This is a genomic window from Massilia sp. UYP32 (genome assembly GCF_050434365.1).
In the GTDB taxonomy this organism is placed as follows: Bacteria; Pseudomonadota; Gammaproteobacteria; order Burkholderiales; family Burkholderiaceae_D; genus Telluria; species Telluria timonae.
In genome coordinates this window covers 115,479-141,611 of record NZ_JBNDIK010000009.1, presented here as the reverse complement: position 1 = coordinate 141,611, position 26,133 = coordinate 115,479, and the positions used below count along the sequence as shown (strand labels likewise).

General features: G+C 61.0%; 23 protein-coding genes. 15 read left to right on the top strand and 8 right to left on the bottom strand.

The features are described from left to right. Positions 1-34 precede the first annotated feature (34 nt). Positions 35-1,189 (top strand): UDP-galactopyranose mutase, encoded by a 1,155-nt coding sequence (glf, locus tag ABIB42_RS09175; protein ID WP_005666133.1) that lies wholly within the window; start codon positions 35-37, stop codon positions 1,187-1,189. A 12-nt stretch (positions 1,190-1,201) separates the two neighbouring features. Here glf and ABIB42_RS09170 read toward each other — a convergent pair whose 3' ends face one another. Further along, positions 1,202-1,945 (bottom strand): SDR family oxidoreductase, encoded by a 744-nt coding sequence (locus ABIB42_RS09170; RefSeq protein WP_429248242.1) that lies wholly within the window; start codon positions 1,943-1,945, stop codon positions 1,202-1,204. Between the two features lie 134 nt (positions 1,946-2,079). On the opposite strand from ABIB42_RS09170, the gene ABIB42_RS09165 reads away from it, so the two are divergent. Next, positions 2,080-3,054, top strand: coding sequence for a LysR family transcriptional regulator (locus ABIB42_RS09165; protein WP_005666136.1), 975 nt, complete (start codon positions 2,080-2,082; stop codon positions 3,052-3,054). Between the two features lie 6 nt (positions 3,055-3,060). On the opposite strand, the gene ABIB42_RS09160 is transcribed toward ABIB42_RS09165, so the two are convergent. Beyond that, entirely contained in the window at positions 3,061-4,314 is a 1,254-nt protein-coding gene (locus ABIB42_RS09160; protein ID WP_005666138.1) for a DUF2863 family protein, read from the bottom strand. A 397-nt stretch (positions 4,315-4,711) separates the two neighbouring features. Between ABIB42_RS09160 and ABIB42_RS09155 the strand changes: the two genes are divergently transcribed. The 5 genes from ABIB42_RS09155 to ABIB42_RS09135 all read left to right on the top strand — a co-directional run bounded on the left by ABIB42_RS09155 (position 4,712) and on the right by ABIB42_RS09135 (position 11,669). After that, the gene (locus ABIB42_RS09155) at positions 4,712-5,395 is read left to right on the top strand and encodes a Fe2+-dependent dioxygenase (protein ID WP_040776078.1); all 684 of its coding nucleotides are present in this window, start codon (positions 4,712-4,714) and stop codon (positions 5,393-5,395) included. Between the two features lie 158 nt (positions 5,396-5,553). Continuing rightward, positions 5,554-8,211, top strand: coding sequence for a type VI secretion system Vgr family protein (locus tag ABIB42_RS09150; protein WP_429248241.1), 2,658 nt, complete (start codon positions 5,554-5,556; stop codon positions 8,209-8,211). Further along, on the top strand, positions 8,208-9,035 hold the full coding sequence (locus ABIB42_RS09145; RefSeq protein ID WP_429248240.1) for a DUF4123 domain-containing protein: 828 nt from the start codon (positions 8,208-8,210) through the stop codon (positions 9,033-9,035). The genes ABIB42_RS09150 and ABIB42_RS09145 overlap by 4 nt, the downstream gene beginning before the upstream one ends. Positions 9,036-9,092: 57 nt before the next feature. Beyond that, a complete protein-coding gene (locus ABIB42_RS09140) occupies positions 9,093-11,390 on the top strand; it encodes a phospholipase effector Tle1 domain-containing protein (protein WP_429248239.1) in 2,298 nt (765 codons plus the stop codon). 21 nt (positions 11,391-11,411) lie between these two features. Then, positions 11,412-11,669: a PAAR domain-containing protein gene (locus ABIB42_RS09135; protein WP_184239776.1), complete on the top strand. Its 258-nt coding sequence runs from the start codon at positions 11,412-11,414 to the stop codon at positions 11,667-11,669. A gap of 132 nt (positions 11,670-11,801) precedes the next feature. Here the strand turns inward: ABIB42_RS09135 and acnA are convergent, their stop codons facing one another. From acnA to ABIB42_RS09115, 4 genes are all read right to left on the bottom strand, one after another. Further along, the gene (gene acnA, locus ABIB42_RS09130) at positions 11,802-14,510 is read right to left on the bottom strand and encodes an aconitate hydratase AcnA (RefSeq protein WP_005666152.1); all 2,709 of its coding nucleotides are present in this window, start codon (positions 14,508-14,510) and stop codon (positions 11,802-11,804) included. Between the two features lie 119 nt (positions 14,511-14,629). Beyond that, positions 14,630-15,175 carry a hypothetical protein gene (locus tag ABIB42_RS09125; RefSeq protein WP_005666153.1) on the bottom strand — a complete coding sequence of 182 codons (546 nt, stop codon included), beginning with the start codon at positions 15,173-15,175 and terminating at the stop codon, positions 14,630-14,632. A gap of 8 nt (positions 15,176-15,183) precedes the next feature. Beyond that, positions 15,184-16,173 (bottom strand): HpcH/HpaI aldolase/citrate lyase family protein, encoded by a 990-nt coding sequence (locus ABIB42_RS09120; RefSeq protein ID WP_005666155.1) that lies wholly within the window; start codon positions 16,171-16,173, stop codon positions 15,184-15,186. Positions 16,174-16,258: 85 nt separating this feature from the next. Then, entirely contained in the window at positions 16,259-17,248 is a 990-nt protein-coding gene (locus ABIB42_RS09115; protein ID WP_219864711.1) for a malate dehydrogenase, read from the bottom strand. A gap of 320 nt (positions 17,249-17,568) precedes the next feature. Between ABIB42_RS09115 and ABIB42_RS09110 the strand changes: the two genes are divergently transcribed. The 7 genes from ABIB42_RS09110 (at position 17,569) to gltA (ending at position 23,820) form a co-directional block, all read left to right on the top strand. Continuing rightward, positions 17,569-18,333, top strand: coding sequence for a GntR family transcriptional regulator (locus ABIB42_RS09110; RefSeq protein WP_005666157.1), 765 nt, complete (start codon positions 17,569-17,571; stop codon positions 18,331-18,333). A gap of 269 nt (positions 18,334-18,602) precedes the next feature. Then, complete coding sequence (gene sdhC / locus ABIB42_RS09105) at positions 18,603-19,028, top strand: succinate dehydrogenase, cytochrome b556 subunit (protein WP_005666158.1); 426 nt, start codon at positions 18,603-18,605, stop codon at positions 19,026-19,028. Positions 19,029-19,031: 3 nt separating this feature from the next. Next, complete coding sequence (gene sdhD / locus ABIB42_RS09100) at positions 19,032-19,400, top strand: succinate dehydrogenase, hydrophobic membrane anchor protein (protein ID WP_005666160.1); 369 nt, start codon at positions 19,032-19,034, stop codon at positions 19,398-19,400. A gap of 2 nt (positions 19,401-19,402) precedes the next feature. After that, positions 19,403-21,181, top strand: coding sequence for a succinate dehydrogenase flavoprotein subunit (sdhA, locus tag ABIB42_RS09095; protein WP_005666162.1), 1,779 nt, complete (start codon positions 19,403-19,405; stop codon positions 21,179-21,181). Between the two features lie 48 nt (positions 21,182-21,229). Next, positions 21,230-21,940: a succinate dehydrogenase iron-sulfur subunit gene (locus ABIB42_RS09090; RefSeq protein ID WP_320476523.1), complete on the top strand. Its 711-nt coding sequence runs from the start codon at positions 21,230-21,232 to the stop codon at positions 21,938-21,940. Positions 21,941-22,144: 204 nt separating this feature from the next. Continuing rightward, a complete protein-coding gene (locus tag ABIB42_RS09085; protein ID WP_071361883.1) occupies positions 22,145-22,423 on the top strand; it encodes a succinate dehydrogenase assembly factor 2 in 279 nt (92 codons plus the stop codon). Between the two features lie 95 nt (positions 22,424-22,518). Next, complete coding sequence (gltA, locus tag ABIB42_RS09080; protein ID WP_071361884.1) at positions 22,519-23,820, top strand: citrate synthase; 1,302 nt, start codon at positions 22,519-22,521, stop codon at positions 23,818-23,820. 76 nt (positions 23,821-23,896) lie between these two features. Here the strand turns inward: gltA and ABIB42_RS09075 are convergent, their stop codons facing one another. Further along, positions 23,897-24,247: a hypothetical protein gene (locus ABIB42_RS09075; RefSeq protein WP_005666167.1), complete on the bottom strand. Its 351-nt coding sequence runs from the start codon at positions 24,245-24,247 to the stop codon at positions 23,897-23,899. A gap of 313 nt (positions 24,248-24,560) precedes the next feature. Continuing rightward, entirely contained in the window at positions 24,561-25,367 is an 807-nt protein-coding gene (locus tag ABIB42_RS09070; RefSeq protein WP_005666168.1) for an AraC family transcriptional regulator, read from the bottom strand. A gap of 105 nt (positions 25,368-25,472) precedes the next feature. Here ABIB42_RS09070 and ABIB42_RS09065 point away from each other — a divergent pair, with 105 nt between their 5' ends. Continuing rightward, entirely contained in the window at positions 25,473-26,105 is a 633-nt protein-coding gene (locus ABIB42_RS09065) for an MSMEG_1061 family FMN-dependent PPOX-type flavoprotein (RefSeq protein WP_005666169.1), read from the top strand. The last annotated feature ends 28 nt before the right edge of the window (positions 26,106-26,133 follow it).

Here is a 26,133-nt window from a genome sequence, read left to right as displayed (position 1 = left end):
TCCGGCATTGCCAACACCACCAGGACACACAAGAATGAGCAAGAATATCGCCATCGTTGGCGCTGGATTCTCCGGGGCCGTGATCGCAAACCAGCTGGCGCAGGCCGGCTATACCGTCGACGTGTTCGAATCGCGTCCCCATATCGCCGGCAACTGCTATTCGGAACGCGATGCCGAGACCGGCGTCATGGTCCACGTCTACGGCCCCCACATCTTCCACACCGATAACGAGCGCGCCTGGGAGTTCGTCAACCGCTACGCCGAGTTCAAGCCCTACGTCAACCGCGTCAAGGCCATCACCGGTGGCAAGGTATTCACCCTGCCGATCAACCTGTTGACCATCAACCAGTTCTTCAACAAGACCATGGGCCCGGCCGAGGCGCAGGAATTCCTGCAGAACCTGGGCGACAAGTCGATCGAGAACCCGACCACCTTCGAAGAGCAGGCGCTGCGCTTCGTCGGTCGCGAGCTGTACGAAGCCTTCTTCAAGACCTATACGATCAAGCAGTGGGGCCTGCACCCGAGCGAGCTGCCGGCCAGCATCCTCAAGCGCCTGCCGGTGCGTTTCAATTACGACGACAATTACTTCAACCACAAATACCAGGGCATGCCGGCCGACGGCTACACGGCGCTGGTCCAGAACATCCTCGACGTGCCGGGCGTGACCGTGCATTTGAGCACGGCCTTCGACCCGCTTGAGAAGGGCAACTACGCCCACGTGTTCTATAGCGGCCCGATCGACGCCTGGTTCAAGCACGAAGAGGGCCGCCTACCTTACCGCACGCTGGACTTCGAAACCTTCCGCGCCGATGGTGACTACCAGGGCAATGCCGTTATCAATTACTGCGACGACGAAAAGAAATACACCCGCATTACCGAGCACAAGCACTTCTCGCCGTGGGAAAAGCACGAGAAAACCATCTGCTACGCCGAGTACAGCCGCCAGTGCGAAGAGAAGGACGTCCCGTACTACCCGATCCGCCAGACGCGCGAGAAGGCGCAGCTGGAGCTGTACGTGAACAAGGCGAAGAACGAAGACAACGTCACCTTCGTCGGCCGCCTGGGCACCTACCGCTACCTGGACATGGACGTCACCATCCACGAAGCGCTGCTCACTTCCGACAAATTCCTGGAGACCGCGAAGAACGGCGAGCGCATGCCGGCCTTCACCATCGATCCGATGGCGTAAAGGCCGTCAAGCTCACGCAGCGAAACCGCCGTCGATCAGCAGGTCGGCGCCGGTGACGTAGGCCGCTTCCGGTCCGGCCAGGTAAGCGACCATGGCCGCGATCTCTTCGGGGCGGCCGTGGCGCTTGATCGCCATATAGTCGTGCAGGCCGGCGCCGAACTCGGTCTTTTCCGGGTTCATGTCGGTGTCGACCGGGCCGGGCAGCACATTATTGATCGTGATGCCGCGCGGCCCCAGCTCGCGCGCCAGTCCCTGGGTCAGGCCGCTCAGCGCCGACTTGCTCATCGCATACACCGACCCGCCCACCATCGGCATGCGCAGCGCATTGGTGCTGCTGATGTTGACGATGCGTCCGCCTTCCTTCATGTGCGGCAGCGCCGCCTTCACGCCGGCGAACACGGCGCGCACGTTGACGCCCACCGTCTTGTCGAAATCTTCCAGCGTGAAATCGTCGATCGGCCCGAACACGGCGACGCCGGCATTGTTGACCAGGATGTCGATGCGGCCACGTTCTTGCGCGACATGGGCGATCGCGGCGTCGATCGCGGCCGGATCGGCGGCATCGCTGCGGATCGCCTCGGCGCTGCTTCCCTGGGCCTGGATGTCCGCCACCAGCGTCTCGGCGGCGCCGGCCGATTGCTGGTAGGTCAGCGCCACGTGCGCGCCCTGGCTGGCAAGCCGGCGCGCAATCGCCGCGCCAATGCCGCGCGAACCGCCGGTGACCACGGCAACCTTGCCTTCGAATGCTTTGTTCATGATGGACTCCCTGAGAATGATTGGACGAGTCGGCAGTATGCTGCCGACCAGGAGTTGAAACTAGCCGGTCCAAAGTCGTATGACTTTCAACCAGAGGTATAAAATCTCCGGATCGTCACCATCCAGACACCGCCATGCCGGAATCGATCAGTCACCTCGTCTCGTTCATCTACAGCGCCGAGGAGCGCGGCTTTTCGCCCGCCGCGCGCCGCCTCGGCCTGAGTCCGGCCGCGGTCAGCAAGAACGTCGCCCGCCTCGAGCAGCACCTGGGCGTGCGCCTGTTCCAGCGCACCACGCGCCAGCTGCGGCTCACGGCCGAGGGCGAACGCTATCTGCACGAAGTGGCCGAGCCCTGGCGCCGGATCGAGGAGGCGACCCAGGCCACGCGCCAGGGCGCCGGCCAGCCCGGCGGCACCCTGAAAATCGGCATGGCGCCGCTGGTCGGGCGGACCTATTTCGTGCCGATGCTGGAAGATTTTCTCGCACGCTATCCGGCCATCGTTCCCGACCTGCATTTCGATAACCGCCAGGTCGACCTGGTCAAGGAGGGCTTCGACGTGGCGATCGGCGGCGGCGTCGACCTGAACGAGGGCATGGTGGCGCGCGAACTGACCAGGGTGCGCAGCGTCGTCGTGGCCAGTCCGGCCTACCTTGAGCGGCGCGGCTGGCCGCACGATCCGGACGGCCTGGCAAGACACGACGGCATCGCCCGCCGCGCCGTGGGCAGCGGCCGGCTGCTGTCCTGGACCTTGCGCCATGGCGACGGCCGGCAGGCGCCGGTCGACCTGCGCACGGCGCTGGTGTGCGACGATCCCGAGGCGATGGCGCAGACGGCGCTGGCTGGCATCGGGATCGCGGTATTGCCGTTGCCGCACGCGCAAGCATTCCTGCGCAGTAGAGCGCTGGTCGACGTCTTGCCGGGCTGGTTCGTGGAGGGGCGGGCGCTATGCCTGTATTACGCGAGCCGCAGGCTGTTGCCGGCCAAGACGCGCGTCTTCATCGACTTCGTCGTGGCACGTTTCGAGGAGCAGGGGCTGGCGCGGCAGTTCATGACGCCGGAGCGTGCGGCAGGGGAGGGAGGAGAGGCTCCCGCCGCGGCGGGAGCCTGAACGACATCAGTGGAAGTGCTCGGTGCCGGCCGGCGCGTCTTCCGGCATTTCGGCATGCACCAGCTCGCCGGTCGGGTCGGCGAACAGCGGCGCGCCGCAGTCGTCGCAGTACTCGGCCACGTAGCGCTCGTTAATGCGCTTGATGTGGGCGATGCCGGCGTCGTTGAGGTGGGCCGCGATCTCGTTGATCGGGGACAGCGGCGTGGCGGTGACCGCCAGCGGGCCTTCCATCGGCGTGCCGTTCTCGTCTTCCTGGCCATACAGCGGCCAGACGATGCCATACACCACGTCGGCGCTCTGGCGCATGGTGAACGAGACGCGGTACTCGTCGATCTGGATGTCCGGCGACTCTTCGCCGAAGCCGGCGATCACGGCGCGCAGGTCGGACGCTTCCACGCCCAGCGTATTGGTCAGGTAGTGCACGGCGGCGCGGATCGAGATCGGGCGGATCAGTTTATCGGCTTCGCGGCAGGCCACGTAATAGGCTTCCGGCAGCAGCAGCTCGATGCCGCAGCCCGGCAGCAGGCGCGCGATATTCGCGGTGGCCTGGGCGCGCCACTGCTCGAGGCTGCGATTGCGCTCTTCGGCGAAACGCACGTGGTGCTGCGGCTCTTGCCAGCGGAACAGCGGCTCGCCGGCCGGGGCCACGATCGCGATCAGGAGGTAGCGGGTATCGGCCAGGAAGGGCGCGGTTTCGTCCAGGTGCTGGGCCGGCTTGATGGTGCCGCCCTTGTGGGCGGCGGCGGCCAGCTTCTGCGTCAGCGCCGCGGTTTCGGCGTGGGTGCGCGGCAGCTGGTCGAGCGAATATAAGGTAGGCGCAATTGCCATCTTGGTGCCGTCGGCCAGCAGGTGCGCCGAGAAGTGGGCGCCCAGGGTCGACAGCAGGTCGTTCGGGATGGCGCCGGTGGCGATCGAGAACCGGGTCCAGGCCAGGATCGGCGCCGCGACCAGCAGCGCCTGCCACGTGACGTCGCCGTGCTCGCCTTGTTCGACCATGGTGGCCGATTCGCTAACGGCCTCGACCGTATCCATCAGCACGTCGTAGGAGGCCAGGTCGTCCTTGAACAGGGCGTTCAGGGCGGCATCGATGCTGTCCTGATGATTGGTCTTGAGCAGCTTTTGCAGGCAGGTGTCGAGTTGGCGTTCCCACGCCCGCTCTTCGGCACGGCTGGCGGCTTGCATGAGGGCTTGCGAGAGGCTGACGAGGCGCTGGCTTTCTGCGGAAAGTTTTGGAGTTGAATCTTTGGAAGGACGACGCATGGCGCTGGTGGGTCTCTTGTCAGTGAATGTTTCGAAAGTCCGAGGGGTTGATGATAAACCCATATCCCCGGTATTGTAGTTGATTCGGCCACAGGTCATGAACAATGGCTGTCATGGAGGCAGGACGAAAGCCATATGACGGGCGCGCACGCAAACGCTTGCACAATGCGCGAACAGGGTACATAATGAGAATAATTCTCATTCAAACATGTTTGGGAAGAGCGATTGGAGTGTTCATCAAGTTGTGTTTCCAGCTTGTGTTGCAGTAGCCGCCGGCGACCGGGAAAGCGCTGGCGGATGTTTCTCACGGAGTACCACCCCCGCCGGGCAACCGGATTCTGCCCTCCTGGCTATGTCAGGAGGGATTTTTTTGTTGGTTCGACAAAAGAAGAACGACATGATGCTGCATATTCCCGGCGTGCTGACGCCGGACCAGGTGGCCCATCTCCGCGCGCGCATGGCCGGCGCGCCGGAATGGCTCGATGGCCGCGAGAGCGTCGGCCCGCAAGGGGCGAAGGTCAAGCGCAACCGCCAGCTGGGCGAGGGCACGCCGCTGGCCGTCGAGCTTGGCCAGATCGTGAGCGCGGCCCTGATGGCGAACCCCATGTTCTTTTCCAGCGCGCTGCCGCTGCGGATGCTGACGCCTTACTTCAATGCCTACGGCGGCGGCGAGCACTACGGCTTGCACGTCGATGGCGCCATCCGCGCCCAGCGCGGCGGGGGGGCGCCGGTGCGGGCCGACGTCTCGACCACCGTGTTCCTGAGCGAGCCGGAAGAATACGAGGGCGGCGAGCTCGAAGTGGTCGACCTCTATGGCACCCACGAGGTCAAGCTGGCGGCGGGCGATGCGATCGTGTATTCGTCGGGCAGCGTGCACCAGGTGCGGCCGGTGACAAGTGGCGAACGGGTGGCGTCTTTTCTCTGGACCCAGAGCATGGTGCGCGACGACGGCAAGCGGGCGATGCTGTTCGATCTCGATACCCAGATCCAGAAGCTGCGCGCGCAGCACGGGGAGTCGGAGATTACGGTGGGGCTGACGGCGCATTATCACAATCTGCTGAGGATGTGGGCCGAGGTGTGATGTCTACAAGGCGGACCTTCGCCGCTCGTTTTTGAGACATTGGTAGTTCGTTCTGTAAAGCAGTGTCGAGAAATTTGCCCGTTCTCAAAGATGCTCTCTCAGGAGTTGCCAGAATCTATGCTTGTTCCGGTGGGAAATAACTGGAGGATAGCGTGGGCATGGCTCCTGACCTCAGCAGTCTCCTGCAGTATGAAAGCGGCCTGACTGCCGATAACCGTCCAATCAGGCTGAGGCTATTTGGCCAGGACAAACAGAACAGCAATATCCTGCTCCCTCAATCCATTCATGGTACGGAAACCGTATGCGGTGGGTTCAAATACCAGATCGATTGTGTAGCAAGCTCGTGCCGGCTCCCACTGAAGGAATTTATCGGACTGCCGGCTACCCTCGAATTCGTCACTGACCGGGGACGGCTGAGACAAGTTAGTGGGGTCATCGCGCAAGCCAGTTCAGGTGAATCCGACGGGGCGATCTCCAGCTATCGCGTCATCCTTTGCGATGTGATGACGATCATGGACCAGCGCGTCAATACGCGCGTCTTCCGGCGCTTGAGTTGGCCTCAAATCGTAGTGGTCGTGCTGAAAGAATGGCTTCAGATATATAGTGCGCAGGCTGGGGCCTTCGACTACGAGTTCGCAGACGGTTTTCGTCTTGAAAACTATCCCGAGCGTGAGCAGACAATACAGTTCAACGAATCCGATGCGGCATTCGTGCGGCGGCTTCTCGGCCGTTCCGGTATTGCCTGGTTCTTCCGACCCGGCAGTAGCCGCGTCTTGCAACAGAACGGTCAGGCGAGCGAATCCACGCCAGCCCACACGCTGGTGCTGTTCGACGCCCATAGCACGCTTGCCCGGAACGATGCGGGCGTAGTCCGTTATCACCGCGATGATGCCACCGAAGAGCGCGATTCCGTCACGCGTTGGGGAGCAGTGCGCAAGTTCCAGGCGGGCAATGCGAGTGTATTCAGCTGGGACTACAAACAACCGGGCAATGTTCCGGTCATGGTTACCGAGGTGCCGGGAAAGATCGATCAAGGGCGATCAGGCAACCCGCTGGCCTGCGCGGTGCAGGAATACATTGTCGAATCTCCGCATGTCGCAACGGACAGCGACCAACTGTACCGCCACGGATTATTGCGCATGCAGCGCAAAGAACTTGATTCGAAATGCTTTATCGGTGAGGGAACCGTGCGCGATTTTCGCGTAGGGGAATACTTCACGATCATGAATCATCCCGAGATTGACAGCCATCCCGTGGGAGAGCGCGATTTCGTCATCACCGCGCTCGACGTCAGGGCGCGAAACAACTTGCCGAGAAGCCTTGAAGAACGGGTGCAGCGTCTGTTCGCGTGCAATGGCTGGGAGGTCAAGCAAGGCGAGCCTGCCGAAGGCTGGAGCACGAATCCATTCCAGATGCGATTCGAAGCCGTACGACGAGCCATTCCGATTGTCCCGGCATTCGACCCATGGAATGATCTGCGCGACCCTGGTCTTCAGGTCGCACTCGTGGTCGGAGGACAGAACGAGGTCGTTCACTGCGACGAATATGGCCGCGTCAAGATCCGGTTTCCAGCAACACGTCCGGTTGATCATCAGCACGCTGGCGGCGCCGGCGCGTCGGACACGGACACGGATTCAGCCTGGGTCAGGGTGGCAAGCCAATGGGCTGGGACGGGAGATTCACATTGCGGCAATCTGACTCTGCCGAGAGTCGGGACCGAGGTGCTGGTCGCGTTCATCGGCGGCGACCCGGACAAACCGATCATCATCTCTCAGCTTTACAACGCGCGTGCCTTGCCGCCACCTTTGAGCAAGAACGCGAACCTGCCGACGACGCGGTTTTTGTCCGGCATACGAAGCCAGGAGATTCAGGGATGGCGCGCCAATCAACTTCGGTTCGACGACACGCCGCGCGAAATCAGCGCGCAGCTGGCGAGCGACGACGGCGCGTCGCAACTGAATCTTGGCTGGTTGACGCATCCGAGGGGGGAGCGCCGTCAGCCCCGTGGCGAAGGCGCGGAGCTGCGCAGCGACCATGCGGTGGCGATTCGCGGCGCTAAAGGTGTGCTGATCACTGCCGCTGGCAGTGCCAAGGCCGAAGGCAATCAATTGGATCGGGCCGAGTTGACTGGACTTGCCGACGGACTGCGTGACATTGCCGACCAGTTGGCGAAGCTCGCCGAAACCCATTCCAAAGATACTGGAAATGGGCCTCTGCTTGGTCAGTTGGTGGACAAGCTCAGGCATCTGGAACGTGGAACCAATGTGGGCGAGGGTGGGGCTGGCGGTGCACCTATTGTCGCCGTCAGCGGACCGGCGGGGATTGTCATGGCAACCGCGGAAAGCCTGGCGCTGGGAGCCGAGAAGAATATCGACCTGATTACGGCTGCGGATACGCACCTGGCTGCCGGTGGGAGGACTTCGGTACGCGCGGCCATGGGACTCAGTGCTTTTGCGAACGACGGTGGCATCAAGCATGTTGCGGCGCGCGGCGATGTGCACACGGAGGCGCAGGATGGTGTCATCAATCTGATAGCGCAAAAGGTCATGGAGCTGATCAGTAACACCGACTGGGTCAACATCAAGGCCAGAAAGGGTGTCCGGATCTATGGCGGTGGCAGTGAACTGAAGATCAGCGCTGAAGGCATTGTCGGCAATACGACCGGCAACAGCCATATGTACGCAGCCGATCATCAGACCTTTGCGAAGAAGGCTTCCGAGGTGCAGTTCCCTGACGAGCTGCCGCATCACGATATCTGTATTCCCTGCATGCTTGCGGCGGCGCGTGCGCATAGTCCACTGGTGGAGGCCGAATGAGCGGCAGCGACGGAGAACTGTTCATATATGTCTTGATCGATAACGGCCTGTTGCATGACGTGTCGGCTGGTTATGCGGAGGCCGATGCAAAGAGTCGCCCGGTCTGGCTGGAACCAGTTTATGCAGAACGTGCGCTGGAGGTTAGTCCGCTCCTGATCGATGTCGAGGCGGCTTATGAAGCCGGCGACATCGAGAAAGTCATGGGCTATATGAGTGCGGCTAAGCCGGCATTACACGCGTCGATCATCGAGAGCAACTTGAAACTTGGAGAGCTCGTCCATCATCTGCGCCGCTTCATTTTCATTGTCGACCCAAACGGTAAGCAGTTCACGCTCAGATATGCCGATTGTGCGGTGCTCGGGCCGCTCTCATCTCTACTGACGCCGGCACAGTGGCAGGAAATGAGAGGGCCGATGGCCCGTTGGGCAGTACACGATAGATCAGGATCGGTAATCCATTTGCCGTCGGTCGAATCAGATGCGCGAGCACGGACGCCACTCATCCTTGATTGGGAACAGTTAGCGGCGCTCGACGAGGCCAGTGAACCTGACCATCTCATCGCGAAAGCGAAATTGATGCGCCACGGCGGCGATTTTCCTGGCAACGCCGTCGAACAGCATGCCTGGGCACGAAGTGCTCGTCAGGTATGGTGTGCAGTAGGTAATTCTAATCCACAATTTTTGACAATTTTAACTGAAGCAGCATTAGCGACGCGGGGAAGCATCCTAAACAGATCAGAGACTCGAGACTGTCTTAAACTAAGTGATATTGACCTATTTGCTGCCGGGCTGAATGAAATTGTAGCGCGAATGCAGTGGCGTTAAGTCAGTCGGCTGATCCAGAAAATGAGGTTTTTCGCCGTTGTCATAATGGGGTATCTGATGAAAATATTTATTCCAAGTTTTGTCCGATGGCGTATCGCTGTTTTATTTGTAGTTATTGGGTCATTGTTAGGGGTTGGTGTGTTGATCTACAAAAGCTTCAGGGTCGATAAAAACTTCTCTACTACTTTAACTGGAGCTCATCATCTTGGTTCAGATTATTATATTAATAAATTCTACATAAATAAAAGTATCAGCGACAATGTCGGCGAGGGTGGTGGAGGTGGCAGTAAAGTATGTTGTTTAAGCTTGCCGAGAAAATGGAATCCGGCATTGACGGCAGATGTTCGTTGGGAGGTGATCCATATTCATAGGGCATCTAATCCCACCGTTCAAGACACTGCAGAGGTCGAAGGAATATATCGGGCGCAGGTGCCAATCGAGCCGTATGAGGGACCGGGAAATTTCTATGTGCATTTTTTTCCGGGCAAACGGGTGCGTATTGTTGTGAGCGAAACTACGCCCAGTGGCGAGTTGCACCCAATTCGATGGGATGACAGCCAAGCTAGCAACAACGCTACTGTGGGGTATCGAGTTGAGGGGATATTTACCGACGAAGAAATTGCTGAGAACCAACGGGAAGTTGATCGTGATAGAAAGCAACACGGGGGGGTGGCGATGATGCGCGACGATGTTCTTGTATTGCCGACCAAAACTTCGCCTGCGTCGAAAATAAAGTTAGTGATGCCGCGATTTGAGCCCGATTTCAAAAAATGTGAGGTTAATCTAAATATCGGAATATTTTTCGATGGAACTAATAATAACAAAGATCGCGATCTTGGTAGTCGTTCAGATACTAATATTGCAAGATTGCATGAGATATATAAATCTGATGATAAAATTGGATATAGCCGCCTATATATTCCAGGGGTTGGTACGATGTTTCCGGAGATCGGTGAGCATGGAGAAAGCAATCTCGGAAAAGGATGTGCATTCGGCTGTGAAGGTCGAGCTATATTCGGATTATTGGCGATTTTCAATTTTTTGCAATCGCGATGTTCGAGCACTGTCATGTTTGGTGATGACGCTATTCTTGCACTCTGTCGTAACGGCCCTAACGTAACTGATTCAATCGATCGCAAACAGCTTGCCAAATTTGGCGTGAATAGTGGACTGTTACAGCCGAATCTGGGAAGCTCTAGTATTCGTCGCGAGTTTCTCATGCAACAGGCCGGAAATTTGGAGGCAAGACTCAAGAACAGTAAGCTTCGTCTCGTCGAGTGCTTCATTGACGTTTTTGGTTTTTCCAGAGGTGCTGCGGAGGCACGTGTATTTTGTAGCTGGCTGAACGAATTGCTGATTGGCGGCCGCTTAGCTGGCGTACCACTGCAGTTTCGTTTCGTAGGAATCGTAGATACTGTCGCTTCGGCCGGATTTTGGTCTGGTACAACGGCACTGGCTATGAACTCAACCGGGGGGCATGGGGCATGGGCAAGTGCTGAATCACTGCTTATCCCAGCTTCAGTGCAAAACTGCGTGCATATGGTGGCTATGCATGAGCTACGGCGGAATTTTCCTCTAGACGCGATCGGAGTTGACGGCAAACTTCAGCCAGGGTGTTTTCAGTTTGCGTATCCGGGTTCGCACAGCGATGTCGGGGGAGGCTATCGGCCCGGTGAACTGGGACTTGCGGTAGGTGATGACTCTCAAAAGCTGTCTCAAATACCGTTGAACCACATGCTGGATTGCGCGATAGCAGCAGGCGCTCCGTTCACCAGGCCTGCGATTTCGCCTAGTGGCTTTAACTCACTTGCGATCCATCCCGACTTGACCAAGGCATTTGATGACTTCATATCACATGCCACGCTTGCTCCACGTCCAATGTACCAATGGCTCCAGCCGTACCTTAACTGGCGGTGGCAAGTTCGTGATCGCTTTCACACGACCAATCAGGTCAAGCGGGCAAATCAGGCCGACAAGGAAATCCTGCTAACCTTTAACAAGAGTTTGATCAGTGATGCAGCTGCGATGACGCGAAGCGCTGGGATGAGTATTAGCAAACGAACGCTTGCAGTTTTCAAAGACGTGTTGTTTGCGGGGGCCAGAAGGGACTTGGTGACAACGTCGTTTCTCGAGCCGGAGGCTCGATCAGTACTTGCGCTAGCCCAAAAGTCCGCTCCGACATCGCCGTCTCTAGCTGCATTCTTTGATAACTATGTCCATGATTCGCTGGCCGGCTTCAATTCGCCGAGCCTGGAAATGCCTGGTTACTGGCGTTATCGCCGAGTCTTCCTCGGTACCGACGATCACGTCATCGCGGCTAATCAGGATGACGACACCGCACGCAGCGCCGCATGACCCACACCAAATAGGTTCACTATGAAAGATGAGAACGGACGAGGTGTCATCCGACTCGGTGACAAGACCACGCATGGCGGCGAGGTGATCTCCGCAGTGAAGGACTTCACGGTACTCGGCAAGTGCGTTGCAGTAGAAGGCGACACTACCTTCTGCCCCAAATGCAAAGGCCAGTTCCCGATTCAGCCCAGCGGCAGCACCCGCAAGCATCACGGCAAGCAGGTCGCATATGACCAGGACCTTACTGCGTGCGGCGCCAAGCTCATCTCTTCAATATGACTCTCTCCGCCAATGTGTAACGCTCTTGAAAATGGCATGCAGGACAGGTTCATGCAAAACAAAGGGCTGGAACCCTCCCGGATTCCAGCCCTTTTGCCATCCAGGCAGCCCGCCGCAGCGGGCCTTCCAGAATTAAGCAGCCAGCAACTGACGCAGCACGAACGGCAGAATGCCGCCATGCTTGTAGTAGTCGACTTCGATCGGGGTGTCGATACGCAGCAGCACCTGCACCTCTTGCGATTCGCCGTTTTCGCGGTGGATCACCAGGGTCGCCAGTTGTTGCGGCTTGATCTCGCCTTCCAGGCCCTTCAGGTCGTAGGTTTCCTTGCCGGTGATGCCCAGCGACTCGACGCTGTCGTTGCCGATGAACTGCAGCGGCAGCACGCCCATGCCGACCAGGTTCGAGCGGTGGATGCGCTCGTACGAACGCACGACCACGGCCTTCACGCCCAGCAGCTGGGTGCCCTTGGCAGCCCAGTCGCGCGACGAGCCGGTGCCGTATTCTTCGCCGCCGAAGATCATGGTCGGGGTGCCCGCGGCCACGTACTTCATTGCAGCGTCGTAGATCGACATCTGTTCGCCGGTCGGCTGGTGCAGGGTGATGCCGCCTTCGACCGCGGAGCCATCTGCCTTCGGCGGGATCATCTTGTTCTTGATACGCACGTTGGCGAAGGTGCCGCGCATCATGATCTCGTGGTTGCCGCGGCGCGAGCCGTAGGAGTTGAAGTCCGCCTTCAGGACGTCATGTTCCTTGAGCCACTTGCCTGCTGGACCGTCTTCTTTGATCGAGCCGGCCGGCGAGATGTGGTCGGTGGTGATCGAGTCGCCGAACACGCCCAGCGCGCGGGCGCCGGTGATGCCGGTGGCGGCCGCTTTCGGGGTCATCTCGAAGTCGGCGAAGAACGGCGGTTCGGCGATGTAGGTCGATTCAGGCCAGTTGTACACCTGACCTTCGGTCGACGACACGCGTTCCCACAGCGCGCCAGGGTTGCCCTTGACGTCGGCGTAGTTCTTCTTGAAGACGTCCGAGTTCATCGCGAAGCGCATCAGTTCGCCGATTTCCTGCGACGACGGCCAGATGTCGCCCAGGTAGACGTCGACGCCGTTGCTGTCCTTGCCCACCGGCTCGGTCATCAGGTCCTTCGTCATGTTGCCGGCGATCGCGTAGGCGACGACCAGCGGTGGCGAGGCCAGGAAGTTCGAACGGATGTTCGGGTGGATACGTGCTTCGAAGTTGCGGTTGCCCGACAGGACGGCGGCAGCGACGATGTCGTTCTGGGTGATCGCGGCGTTCAGTTCCGGGGTCAGGTCACCGGCATTGCCGATGCAGGTGGTGCAGCCGTAGGCGGTCACGCCGAAGCCCAGCTTGTCCAGGTAAGGCAGCAGGCCGGCGGCGGTCAGGTACTCGGTGACCACGCGCGATCCCGGCGCCAGCGACGACTTGATGTGCGGCGCCACGGTCAGGCCGCGCTCGACGGCTTTCTTGGCCAAGAGGCCCGCAGCCAGCAGCACGCTCGGGTTCGAGGTGTTGGTGCACGAGGTGATGGCGGCGATCAGGATGTCGCCGTTCTTCACGCGCACGCCGTTGGTGGTCTCGTAGACCTTGTGCAGGTCGTCCGGGTTCTTGTTGAAGCCGTTCTGGGTGGTCGGCTTGCTGAACAGTTCGGTGAAGGTGTTCTTGACGTGGCCCAGTTCGATACGGTCTTGCGGACGCTTCGGACCGGCCAGCGATGGGGTCACGGTCGACAGGTCGAGTTCCACCACGCGGGTGTAGTCGATCTCGCCTTCCTGCGGGATGCCGAACATGCCCTGGGCCTTGTAGTAGCCTTCGAAGGCAGCCAGTTCTTCTTCGGTACGGCCGGTGCCGCGGAAGTAGTCGACGGTCGCTTCGTCCACCGGGAAGAAGCCCATGGTCGCGCCGTATTCAGGCGCCATGTTGCCGATGGTGGCGCGGTCGGTGGTCGACAGCGAACGGGTGCCTTCGCCGAAGAACTCGACGAACTTGCCCACGACTTTCTCTTTGCGCAGCAGTTCGGTGATGGTCAGCACCAGGTCGGTCGCGGTGCAGCCTTCGCGGAGTTTACCCTTCAGGTTGACGCCGATGACGTCCGGGGTCAGGAAGTAGACCGGCTGGCCCAGCATGCCGGCTTCGGCTTCGATGCCGCCCACGCCCCAGCCGACGACGCCGACGCCGTTGATCATGGTGGTGTGCGAATCGGTGCCGACCAGGGTGTCAGGGTAGTACATGTCGCCCTGCTTCATGACGCCGCGCGCCAGGTATTCCAGGTTGACCTGGTGGACGATGCCGAAGCCCGGCGGCACGACGCCGAAGGTGTCGAAGGCTTGCATGCCCCACTTCATGAACTGGTAGCGCTCGTTGTTGCGCTGGAATTCCAGTTTCATGTTCAGGTCGAGCGCGCCCGGCTCGCGGAAGTGGTCGATGGTGACCGAGTGGTCGACCACCAGGTCGACCGGCACCAGCGGCTCGATCTTCTTCGGATCGGCGCCCATCTTGGCGGCGACGTTGCGCATCGCGGCCAGGTCGGCCAGCAGCGGCACGCCGGTGAAGTCCTGCAGCACGACGCGGGCCACGACGAACGGGATCTCGTCGGTACGCTCTGCGGTCGCACCCCAGTTGGCGACTTGCTTGACGTGCTCTTCGGTGACCTTCTTGCCGTCGCAGTTACGCAGCACGGACTCGAGGACGATACGGATCGACACCGGCAGGCGCGACAGGTTCACACCGAGGTTTTCCGCCAGCGCCGGCAGCGAATGGAACTGGCCGCTCTGGCCTGCGCCGATCGGGAATTCCTTCAGTGTGTTCAGAGTGTTGCGAGACATAATCTCTCCTTCAGTGGGAATATTGTTATTTCAACAGCAGCGTTCACGGAAATAACGGACCAGATATAACTTCGGGCGACAGAACGGCGCGGAGATCCGGGAAAATCCGCGCCGCACTTTCAAGTCTTGCTCGCCTCCGGTTCCGCGGTCGCCACGATCGCGGACTGTTCGGCGTTCTTGCATTCATTGGCCAACTGGCGGTTAAGCTTCGAATCGAGCAGGATGCCCTTGGACGGGATACCAATCCAGATCAGGCCATAGTGCGGATTTTCAAAGCGCAACGCGCCGGTGGTGGTGCCGATGCGGGCCAGGCGGTGCAGGCGCTGCTTCCAGCGCAGCGCGATATGGCTGTCATCGGCGTCGTTGGTATAGATCGTGATCTTGTTGCCGAGTTCGCAAGCGTATTCGGTCACCTTGGTGTCGGTGATGTCCGGCTCGTCGACTTCGAGAGGATTGGCCGCCGCGGCGGCAGCCGCGGCAGCCGCTGCAGCCGCCGCCGCAGCCTGCGCCTTCTTCGACGGTTTCTTCTTGGCTTGCGCCTTCAGGACTTTCTCCGCTTTCGGATGCGTTTCCTTGGCGGCTGCAGCGCTTGCCGGCGCACACACGACGGCGGCCGCGAGCGCGACAGCGCAGGCGGCGACGAATTTGGGGAGAAGGGTGGACATGGGTCGGATTATTCGCTGTCGGGGAGGTTGACGATTGCCGCAGCGGCTTCCGGCAGCGCGAGGCCTGCCAGTTTGGCACGCTGCAACACCGACCAATAATATCGGTAGCTCGCACGGTCGTGCAAGCGGCCATGTTGAGCAATCGGTCCCCAGTCCGCCGCCATCGCCTCCGTCAGGATATTCGTCGCTTCATTCACCTCGGACAGGCGCGGCGTGAACGCCTTGAGGATCGGCTTGATCTGGTCCGGATGGATGCTCCACATCCGGGTAAAGCCGAATTCGGCGCCGGCGCGCTGGGCGTCGTTGGCGACAGTCGGGCTGTCCTTGATGTCGGTCGTGACGTTGTGCGACGCCACCTTGCCGTGGGCGTGGCAGGCCGCCACCATCTCGAGCTTGGCGCGCACCACCAGCGGGTGGGTGAACTGGCCCGGGGTGCGCATCGCGCTCGCGGGGATGGCTCCATAGTGGCTCGACACAAAATCCATGATGCCGAACGACAGGCACTCGACCTGGGGCAGGGCGGCGATGTCGTAGGCTTCGCGCAGCGCGCCGTGGGTTTCGATCAGCACGTGCACCGGCAGGTCTGGCCGGCCGGCGGCCTGGGCGTGCTGGTTGATCAGGTCGATCGCGCGCGTGACTTCCATCGCGCTTTCCACCTTGGGCAGCACCACGTAGGCCAGGCGCTTGGCCGCGCCGCCGACGATGAATTCGACGTCTTTCGCGAAATGGGGGCTGGCCGGCTCGTGCAGGCGCGCGCCGATGCGGCCGAAATGGTTGTCGTCGCTGTTGACGAGCTGCGCCACCAGGATGGCGTGTTCCAGTTCGCTGCCGGCGGTGGCGCCGTCTTCGCAGTCGAAGGTGATGTCGAACAGGGGGCCAAGCTCTTGTTGCAGGGCCATCGATTTGCGCATCAGCTTCTCGGAGCCGGCGTAGTGGTCGCAGGCGGGGAGAAGGAGTGGCTGGCGTTTGCCCTGGAATAAAACCTCGGAAGGGTGCATATCTCTCACAACATGAAACGGCCGTGCCAGTTGAATGGCACGGCGCGGTCGACGCGCGGCAAATGCCGCGCGCCATGATTCAAACTCAGCCCAGCAGGTGAGCGACGCCGGCTTTCTCTTCTTCCAGCTCTTTCAGGGTCAGGTTGATGCGCTCTTGCGAGAACGCATCGATGTCCAGGCCCTGGACGATGGTGTATTCGCCATTCTCGGTGGTGACCGGGAAGCCGAACATGGTGCCTTCAGGGATGCCGTAGGAACCATCCGATGGGATGCCCATGGTGGTCCACTTGCCGCCCGTGCCCAGCACCCAGTCGCGCACGTGGTCGATGGCGGCGTTGGCGGCCGACGCAGCCGACGACAGGCCGCGCGCTTCGATGATGGCGGCGCCGCGCTTGCCGACGGTCGGCAGGAAGGTGTTGGCGTTCCATTCCTGGTCGTTGATCAGGTCCTTGATCGACTCGCCGCCAGCGGTGGCGAAGCGGTAGTCGGCGTACATGGTCGGCGAGTGGTTGCCCCACACGACCATCTTCTCGATGTCCTTGACGGCCTTGCCGGTCTTGGCGGCCACTTGCGACAGCGCGCGGTTGTGGTCCAGGCGCAGCATGGCGGTGAAGTTCTTGGCCGGCAGGTTCGGGGCCGATTTCATCGCGATGTAGGCGTTGGTGTTGGCCGGGTTGCCGACCACCAGCACCTTGACGTTGCGCGAAGCGACGGCGTCCAGGGCCTTGCCTTGCACGGTGAAGATCTGGGCGTTCGCTTCCAGCAGGTCCTTGCGCTCCATGCCCGGGCCGCGTGGGCGGGCGCCAACCAGCAGGGCGACGTCAGCGTCCTTGAAGGCGGTCATCGGGTCGGAGTGGGCGGTCATGCCTTCGAGCAGCGGGAATGCGCAGTCGTCGATTTCCATCATGACGCCCTTGAGCGCCTTCTGTGCCTTCTCGTTGTCGATCTCGAGCAGCTGAAGGATGACCGGCTGGTCCTTGCCCAGCATGTCGCCGTTGGCGATGCGGAACAGCAGGGAATAGCCGATCTGGCCGGCCGCGCCGGTGACGGCGACGCGCATTGGGGTTTTAGCCATGATGAATCTCCAAAGTGGGAATGAAAACGGTTTGCGCCGAGGTCGACGCCGAGCATACGCCTGTCTGGTTACAAGTTACTTTCACTGCGGTTTGATGAAGCTGCAATGATACCAAAAGCGCACTTCAAGCCTTCAAGGTCGAATGACGGGTGTCGCGCGCGTACAATGATGTCAAGAGTGGCGCCGACTCCCGGTCGGCCATGAGTGTATTCCTCTGCCGTTTGGTCTGTCAATTCAATATCATATGTCTTATATAAGACACATATCTAAAGACCTCTAATACTGGACGGTCATGCTCTTTTGTGGTGAAATCGCGGTCTATGAATTCCGCCCCGTCCAATCCGGCCGTTGATCCTGTCAGCAGTGGCTCGCCGTCGTTCCGGCCCCTGTACCAGCAGATCAAGGCACTGATCACCCAGAGCCTGCAGGCCGGTGAATGGAAACCTGGCGAACTCATGCCGAGCGAAGTCGAGCTGGCGGCCCGTTTCAAGGTCAGCCAGGGCACCGTGCGCAAGGCAATCGACGAACTGGCCGCCGAGAACCTCGTGGTGCGGCGCCAGGGCAAGGGCACCTTCGTTGCCAGCCACGCCGAAGAGCGCGCCCATTTCCGCTTCCTGCGACTGATGCCCGATGAAGGCGTCCCCCATCATCCCGAGAACCGCTTCCTCGAGGTCAAGCGCATCCGTGCGCCGGCCGAGGTCGCGCGCCTGCTCGAGCTCAAGTCGGGCGACGCCGTGGTCTACATCAAGCGCGTGCAGTCGTTCGACGGCCAGCCGACCATCCTGGAAGAGCTGTGGCTGCCGGGCCAGCTGTTCAAGGGCCTGAGCGCGGAGCGGCTGCAGGAATACAAGGGGCCGATGTACGGCCTGTTCGAGACGGAATTCGGCACGCGCATGATCCGCGCGACCGAAAAGATCCGGGCGGTATCGGCCGACGCGGCCACGGCCGAGCACCTGAAGGTAGCGCCCGGCACGCCGCTGCTGTTGGGCGAGCGGGTGTCGTTCACCTACGGCGACAAGGCGGTCGAGCTGCGCCGCGAGCTGTACTCGACCGCGAAACACCATTATTTGAACGAGTTGTCGTAAGGAGAATAAAACAGAAAATAGACGAGTAAATATTCTCTGTTTTCTGTCTTTTCAAATAATTCGGAAAATAGCAAGTGGAATAAAACTCCCCTCTGCGGCGATCGCGTGAATGCGATTAAAATATATTGGTTTTGGGTACGCGACGGACATGACCCGGTTCGCCGCTCGCTGTCCCGCTGGCTTGGTCCCACTTTCCCGGACCGGGCCTTGAAATCGGCAAGAATGCAGGGTTCATACAAAAATTTGTCATAAATGGGAGGTGTACCATCATGTCGGAAGCCGTGAGAGAAGCAAGCAAGAAAGGGCGGCCGGTGTATCGCAACGTCGGAATCGGCGATATCACGACGAAATATCGCATGCCGCCATCGGCGATCGTGTCGATCCTGCACCGCGTCAGCGGCGCCGGGCTGTTCCTGCTGCTGCCGTTCCTGCTGTATTTGTTCCAGCAGAGCCTGCTGTCGGAATCGTCGTTCGGCTACTTTGCCGGCATCGTCTCGCACCCGCTGGTCAAGATCATCCTGCTGGGCCTGTCCTGGGCTTACCTGCACCACTTCACCGCCGGCATCCGCCACCTGTTCATGGACAATCACTTTGCCCTGGACAAGGACGCCGCCCAGAAGACCGCGCGCTGGGTGCTGATCATCAGCCTGCTGCTGACCGCCCTGGTCGGCCTGAAACTGTTCGGAGTGTTCTAAACCATGGCAAGCAAGAATAATATCGGCCAGCGCCGCCTCGTCGTCGGCGCCCATTATGGCTTCCGCGACTGGCTGGCCCAGCGCGTCACCGCGATCCTCATGGCGGTCTACACCGTCGTCCTGCTGGCCATGTTCCTGTCCGGCCAGAATTTCACGTATGAAGGTTGGGCCGGCCTGTTCGCGAAACAGTGGTTCAAGCTGCTGTCGATGGTCACCTTCCTGGGCCTGTACTACCACGCCTGGGTCGGCATCCGCGATATCTGGATGGACTACGTCAAGAACGTCGGCCTGCGCCTGACGCTGCAATTCATCACCATCTTCTGGCTGGTGGGCTGCGTCGCCTATACCGTGCAAATTCTCTGGAGTGTGTAATCGTGGCAGCAATCAAAACTGCAATTCCTACCCGTCGTTTTGACGCGGTCATCGTTGGCGCCGGTGGTTCCGGCATGCGCGCCTCGCTGCAACTGGCCGAAGCCGGCCTGAACGTCGCAGTCCTGTCGAAAGTCTTCCCGACCCGCTCGCACACCGTCGCGGCGCAGGGCGGCATTGGCGCCTCGCTGGGCAATATGAGCGAGGACGACTGGTACTGGCACATGTTCGACACCGTCAAGGGTGGCGACTACCTGGGCGACCAGGATGCGATCGAATTCATGTGCCGCGAAGCCCCGAAGGTCGTGTACGAGCTCGAACACTTCGGCATGCCGTTCGACCGCAACCCCGACGGCACCATCTACCAGCGTCCGTTCGGCGGCCACACCGCGAACTTCGGCGAGAAGCCGGTCCAGCGCGCCTGCGCCGCGGCCGACCGTACCGGCCACGCGCTGCTGCACACCCTGTACCAGCGTAACGTCCGCGCCCGCACCCACTTCTTCGTCGAGTGGATGGCCCTCGACCTGATCCGCGACGCCGAAGGCGACGTGGTCGGCGTGATGGCCCTGGAAATGGAAACCGGCGACGTGATGATCCTGGAAGCGAAGACCACCATCTTCGCCACCGGCGGCGCAGGCCGCATCTTTGCCGCCTCGACCAACGCCTTCATCAACACCGGCGACGGCATGGGCATGGCGGCGCGCGCCGGCCTGCCGCTGCAAGACATGGAGTTCTGGCAGTTCCACCCAACCGGTGTCTCGGGCGCCGGCGTCCTGATCACCGAAGGCGTGCGCGGCGAGGGCGGTATCCTGATCAACTCGAACGGCGAACGCTTCATGGAGCGCTATGCGCCGACCCTGAAGGACCTGGCGCCGCGCGACTTCGTGTCGCGTTCGATGGACCAGGAGATCAAGGAAGGCCGCGGCTGCGGCCCGAATAAAGACCACGTGCTGCTCGACCTGCGCCACATCGGCAAGGACACCATCGAGAAGCGCCTGCCTTCGATCCTGGAAATCGGCCACAAGTTCGCCAACGTCGACGCGACCAAGGAACCGATTCCCGTCGTCCCGACCATCCACTACCAGATGGGCGGCATCCCGACCAATATCCACGGTCAAGTCGTCGCGCCTGACGGTACTGGCGGCCAGAAGATCGTCAATGGCCTGTACGCGATCGGCGAATGCGCCTGCGTCTCGGTCCACGGCGCGAACCGCCTGGGCACCAACTCGCTGCTCGACCTGGTGGTCTTCGGCCGCGCGGCCGGCAACCACGTGGTGGCCTCGAACCTGAAGCAGAAGGCGAACAAGCCACTGCCTGCGGACGCCGCCGACTTCGCGCTGGCGCGCCTGAACAAGCTCGAGACCTCGACCGGTGGCGAGAAGGTGCAGCACGTCGCCAACGACATCCGCGCCACGATGCAGAAATACTGCGGCGTGTTCCGTACCCAGGAACTGCTGGATACGGGCGTGAAGGAAATCATGAAGCTCGACGAGCGCCGCAAGCACGTGTCGTTCCAGGACAAGTCGAAGGTGTTCAACACCGCCCGCGTGGAAGCGCTGGAACTCGACAACCTGATCGAGACCGCCAAGGCGACCATCGTGTCGGCAGCGGCCCGTCCGGAATCGCGCGGCGCCCACGCCCACAGCGACTACCCGAACCGCGACGACGCGAACTGGATGAAGCACACCCTGTTCTTCTCGGAAGGCAACCGCCTCGAGTACAAGCCGGTGGTGCAGAAACCGCTGACCGTCGACACCTTCAAGCCGAAGGCCCGTACTTTCTAATATTTTCCATGGCCGGAACCGATGTTCCGGCCCAGAACAGGTAATCAAATGGCACGCACCGTCCAACTGAAAATCTACCGCTACGATCCGGACAAGGATTCGAAGCCCTACATGCAAGACGTGACCGTCGAGCTGCAAGACACCGACAAGATGCTGCTGGACGTCCTGCAGCGCATCAAGTCGGACGTCGACGACTCGCTGGCCCTGCGCCGCTCCTGCCGCGAAGGCGTGTGCGGCTCGGACGCGATGAATATCAACGGCAAGAACGGCCTGGCCTGCACCACCAACCTGAACGAGCTGACCCAGCCGATCGTGCTGCGTCCTCTGCCGGGCCTGCCGGTGGTGCGCGACCTGATCGTCGACATGACCAACTTCTTCAAGCAGTACCACTCGGTCAAGCCATACCTGATCAACGACTCGATCAAGCCCGAGAAAGAGCGCCTGCAGTCGCCGGAAGAGCGCGAAGAGCTCGACGGCCTGTACGAATGCATCCTGTGCGCCTGCTGCTCGACCTCGTGCCCGTCGTTCTGGTGGAATCCAGATAAATTCGTCGGCCCGGCCGGCCTGCTCCAGGCTTACCGCTTCATCGCCGACTCGCGCGACGAAGCGACCAACGACCGCCTGGACAACCTGGAAGACCCGTACCGCCTGTTCCGCTGCCACTCGATCATGAACTGCACGGACGTGTGCCCGAAGGGCCTGAATCCGAACAAGGCGATCGGCAAGATCAAGGAACTGCTGGTTCGTCGCGCCATTTGATGGTCGCGTAACGCATGCGGCGCCGTCATAAGGCGTCGCATGCATTCAGTCCGGTATGCAGACGTGCGTCGAGCTCGCACGCGTTCGACGCACGTGTGCATCACCCGCTTTGGGCTTAAATGTGCCGAAGCAATACAGTAAAAGTACCGTACTGCCGAAACGCGGCAGCCGGAGTATGATGTCGAACCAACAACGGACTCTAGTGTGAAACCTAGTGCAAACGCGCATCAATCCGATCCCGCCAACCGTGCCCGCCTGCGTTGGCGCGCACGCCGGGGATTGCTCGAGAACGATCTGATTCTCACGCGCTTCCTCGATGCGCACGAAGAAGAAATGACCGACGAAGAGGTCGATGCGCTGACCCGCCTGCTCGATCTGGCGGACAACCCGTTGATGGACCTGCTGCTGGGACGCTCCGAGCCTTCCGGCGAAGTCGACCTGCCGCATGTGCGTGCCCTGTTGGCGCGGTTGCGGCAAGCGTAAGCGAAATTGGGCATCCGGTCTGCCTCGCGGGCTGGTCGCGGCGCCCTCCGGTTTCGTTTTATTTTGTAGACCCACTCCCACAAGAAGGAAGTGCCATGAACATCTCTGATACCAAAGCCACCCTGTCGTTCTCGGACGGCAGCCCGTCGGTCGACATGCCGATCTACAAGGGCACCATCGGCCCGGACGTCATCGACATCCGCAAGCTGTACGGCCAGACCGGCAAGTTCACCTACGACCCTGGCTTCATGTCGACCGCTTCGTGCAATTCGAGCATCACCTACATCGACGGTGACAAGGGCGAACTGCTGTACCGCGGCTACCCGATCGAGCAACTGGCCGTCAACTGCGACTTCCTGGAGACCTGCTACCTGCTGCTGAACGGCGAGCTGCCGAACGCCAAGCAGAAAGAAGAGTTCAGCGACACCGTGACCAAGCACACGATGATCCACGAGCAGATGAACTTCTTCTTCCGTGGCTTCCGTCGCGACGCGCACCCGATGTCGGTGCTGGTCGGCACCGTCGGCGCGCTGGCGTCGTTCTATCACGACTCGCTGGACATCAACGACGCCAAGCAGCGCGAGATCTCGGCGATCCGCCTGATCGCCAAGCTGCCGACGCTGGCGGCCATGGCCTATAAATACTCGATCGGCCAGCCGTTCATGTACCCGCGCAACGACCTGTCGTACAGCGCCAACTTCATGTACATGATGTTCGCCAACCCGTGCGAAGAGTACAAGGTCAACGACGTGCTGGTGCGCGCCCTGGACCGCATCCTGATCCTGCACGCGGACCACGAGCAGAACGCATCGACCTCGACCGTCCGTCTGGCCGGTTCGTCGGGCGCCAACCCGTTCGCCTGTATCGCAGCCGGCATCGCCTGCCTGTGGGGCCCGGCGCACGGCGGCGCGAACGAAGCCGCACTGAACATGCTGAAAGAGATCGGCTCGGTCGAGAACATCCCGGCCTTCATCGAGAAGGTCAAGGACAAGAACTCGGGCGTGAAGCTGATGGGCTTCGGTCACCGCGTGTACAAGAACTTCGACCCGCGCGCCAAGCTGATGCGCGAAACCTGCCACGAAGTGCTGAACGAGCTGGGCCTGCAGGACGATCCGCTGTTCAAGCTGGCGATGGAACTGGAAAAGATCGCCCTGAACGACGAGTACTTCGTGTCGCGCAAGCTGTACCCGAACGTCGACTTCTACTCGGGCATCGTGCAATCGGCCCTGGGCATCCCGACCTCGATGTTCACCGGCATCTTCGCCATGGCCCGCACCATCGGCTGGATCGCCCAGTGGAACGAAATGATCGCCGATCCGGAACAGAAGATCGGCCGTCCACGTCAGCTGTTCGTCGGTTCGCCGGTGCGCGACGTGCCAGCGATCGACAAGCGTTGATTCGACGCGCTGTCACTGGAAAAGCGGGCTTCGGTCCGCTTTTTTTGTGCCCGTCGCACCAGCAGGCAGTGGCCGATCATTCGTCCGTCATCGGGAAGGCTTTCGCCTGGCATCGAGGACAATACAGGTAGAGCGTCCGGCCGTCGCTCAGCTTGAGCGAACCGGCGCGATACCGCTGGATTGCCCAGGTACCCGTGAGGCCATTATTGAAGGTTATCTCGCCGCTCGCATGGCAGGGGGACCAGTCGAGCATGTGCAGGTAATCGTGTTCGGTGACGTGGGACGCTTTATCGATGTAGGCACGGATTTCATGATAACTGAGCTTGAAATCGGCGCACTGGTCCGCCGGTTCGCCTGATGCGGGGGATGTCGTGCCACTGTTTCGGATCGTGATCGTGCTGATCGGGGAGAGATGCGTGTTGCCCATATTTGGTTCAGTCCCTACACCATCGACCGTAGCCGGGGGCGCGCCTGCTGCGAGGGCAAGGAGCAATGGAGCAATTACCATAACGCGCTTCTCGCTTCAGTCGGGTTTTTGCGGGAGACGACCGGGTGTCGGAATATCTCAGTCGTCGGTATTGCAGAACTCCGCGTTCGATCAGAGGCGCTGCCACCGGACACGCGCATTGACAATGTAGCCGTCCCTGTTCACATGAAGCATAAGCCCCCTCATTTGAAAGGTTACTTTGACGACAGGAAGCATGGAACAACTGTGCTGGTGAGGTCTTGCGGCTAAACAGTTAATTCACAACGTCCCATGCCAGCAAGCGACGCTGGTAAACGCTTGGCGTACACCCGAACGCTTCCCGGAACACGGCAATGAAAGCGCTGGCCGTGGAATAGCCCAGGTCGAGCGCGACCGTTCCCACCGGCTCGCCTGCCGCCAGCATCTCGAGCGCGCGCATCAGCCGTGCGCGCTGGCGCCAGGCAGTGAACGTAAAACCCGTCTCCATGACGAAACGCCGGCTCAGCGTACGGCTGCTGAGCGCCCCCCAGGTCGCCCAGGCATCGAGATCGCGCTTCGATGCCGGATCGTCGACCAGTGCGCTGGCGATGCGCTGCAGGCGCGCATCCTGCGGCATCGGCAAGCCAAGCGGTTCCGGCGGCAGGTCGCGGATCTCGTCCATGATGACGCCGGCGATGCGCTCCTGCGCCGGCGTCAGCGCCCGGTGGCGCTCCAGCGGCCAACTGGCGGCGCGCATCACGGCTTCACGCAGCAGGTTCGAAATGCGGATGGTGCAGGCGGACGAGGGCAGGTCGGCGCATGAACTCTCGGCCACGTAAGCGCCCCAGCCCTCGAAGGGGCCGTGCGAGCGCGCCGAATGCACGTGGTGCGGAGGCAGCCAGACGGCGTGCACCGACGGCACTACCCAGACGGCGTCGGCCACGCCGATCGTCAGCAGGCCGCGCATCGAGGCGAACAGTTGGCCGCGCGCGTGGGAGTGCGGTTCCGATTGGCGCATGCTGTCGTCGCGCCCGGCGGCGACGATGACGGACGGCCCATCGGCCCAGTTGACCAATCCATGGTCGACGACGAAGTTACTCATGCTGAGATTGTGGCGCCATTTCGTTATTCGATGGCGTGGTTGCTGTACAGCCGCCATCGATCCCGATGCTACCCTGCTTCCATCATGACTACAAGGAACAAACCCATGTCCACGATGGAGGCATTCCCGGCCGTTCCGGGCGGCGTCGATCTCGACGCCCTGTACGCGGCGCCCGCCGAGCGGATCCAGAAGGCCGTGCTCGACCGCCTGGTCGACGTGCACGAGCAGTACCTGCAGGTCGCCACCTTCTTTTGCCTGGCGACGGCCAGCGGCAACGGTCTCGACGCCTCACCGCGTGGCGGTCCGCCCGGTTTCGTGCGCGTGCTCGATCCGCACACCGTCGCCTTCGCCGACTGGCCCGGCAATAATCGCATCGAGTCGATGCGCAACCTGGCGCAGGACGAACGCATCGGCATGCTGTTTCTGTTCCCTGGCCTGGACGTGTTCTTGCGCATCAACGGCATCGCGCGTGTCAGCGCCTGGCCCGACTTGCTGGCGACCCTGAGCGAGAACGGCAAGATGCCGAAAAGCGCGACCGTGGTGCGCCTGAACGAAGTGCTGTTCCATTGCGGGAAGGCGGGCAATCGGGCGAGGCTGTGGGAGCCGGAAAGCCGGCTGGAGCGCGGCGCGGTGCCCACGCCCGGCCAGGTCCTGGCCCGGCTCACCGGCATCTCGCAGGAAGAAGGCGCCCAGCTCGACACGCACTATGCGCACGCAGTGCGTCACGACCTGTATTAGGCGGCCGTCGACACTTGAAAAAGTGGTA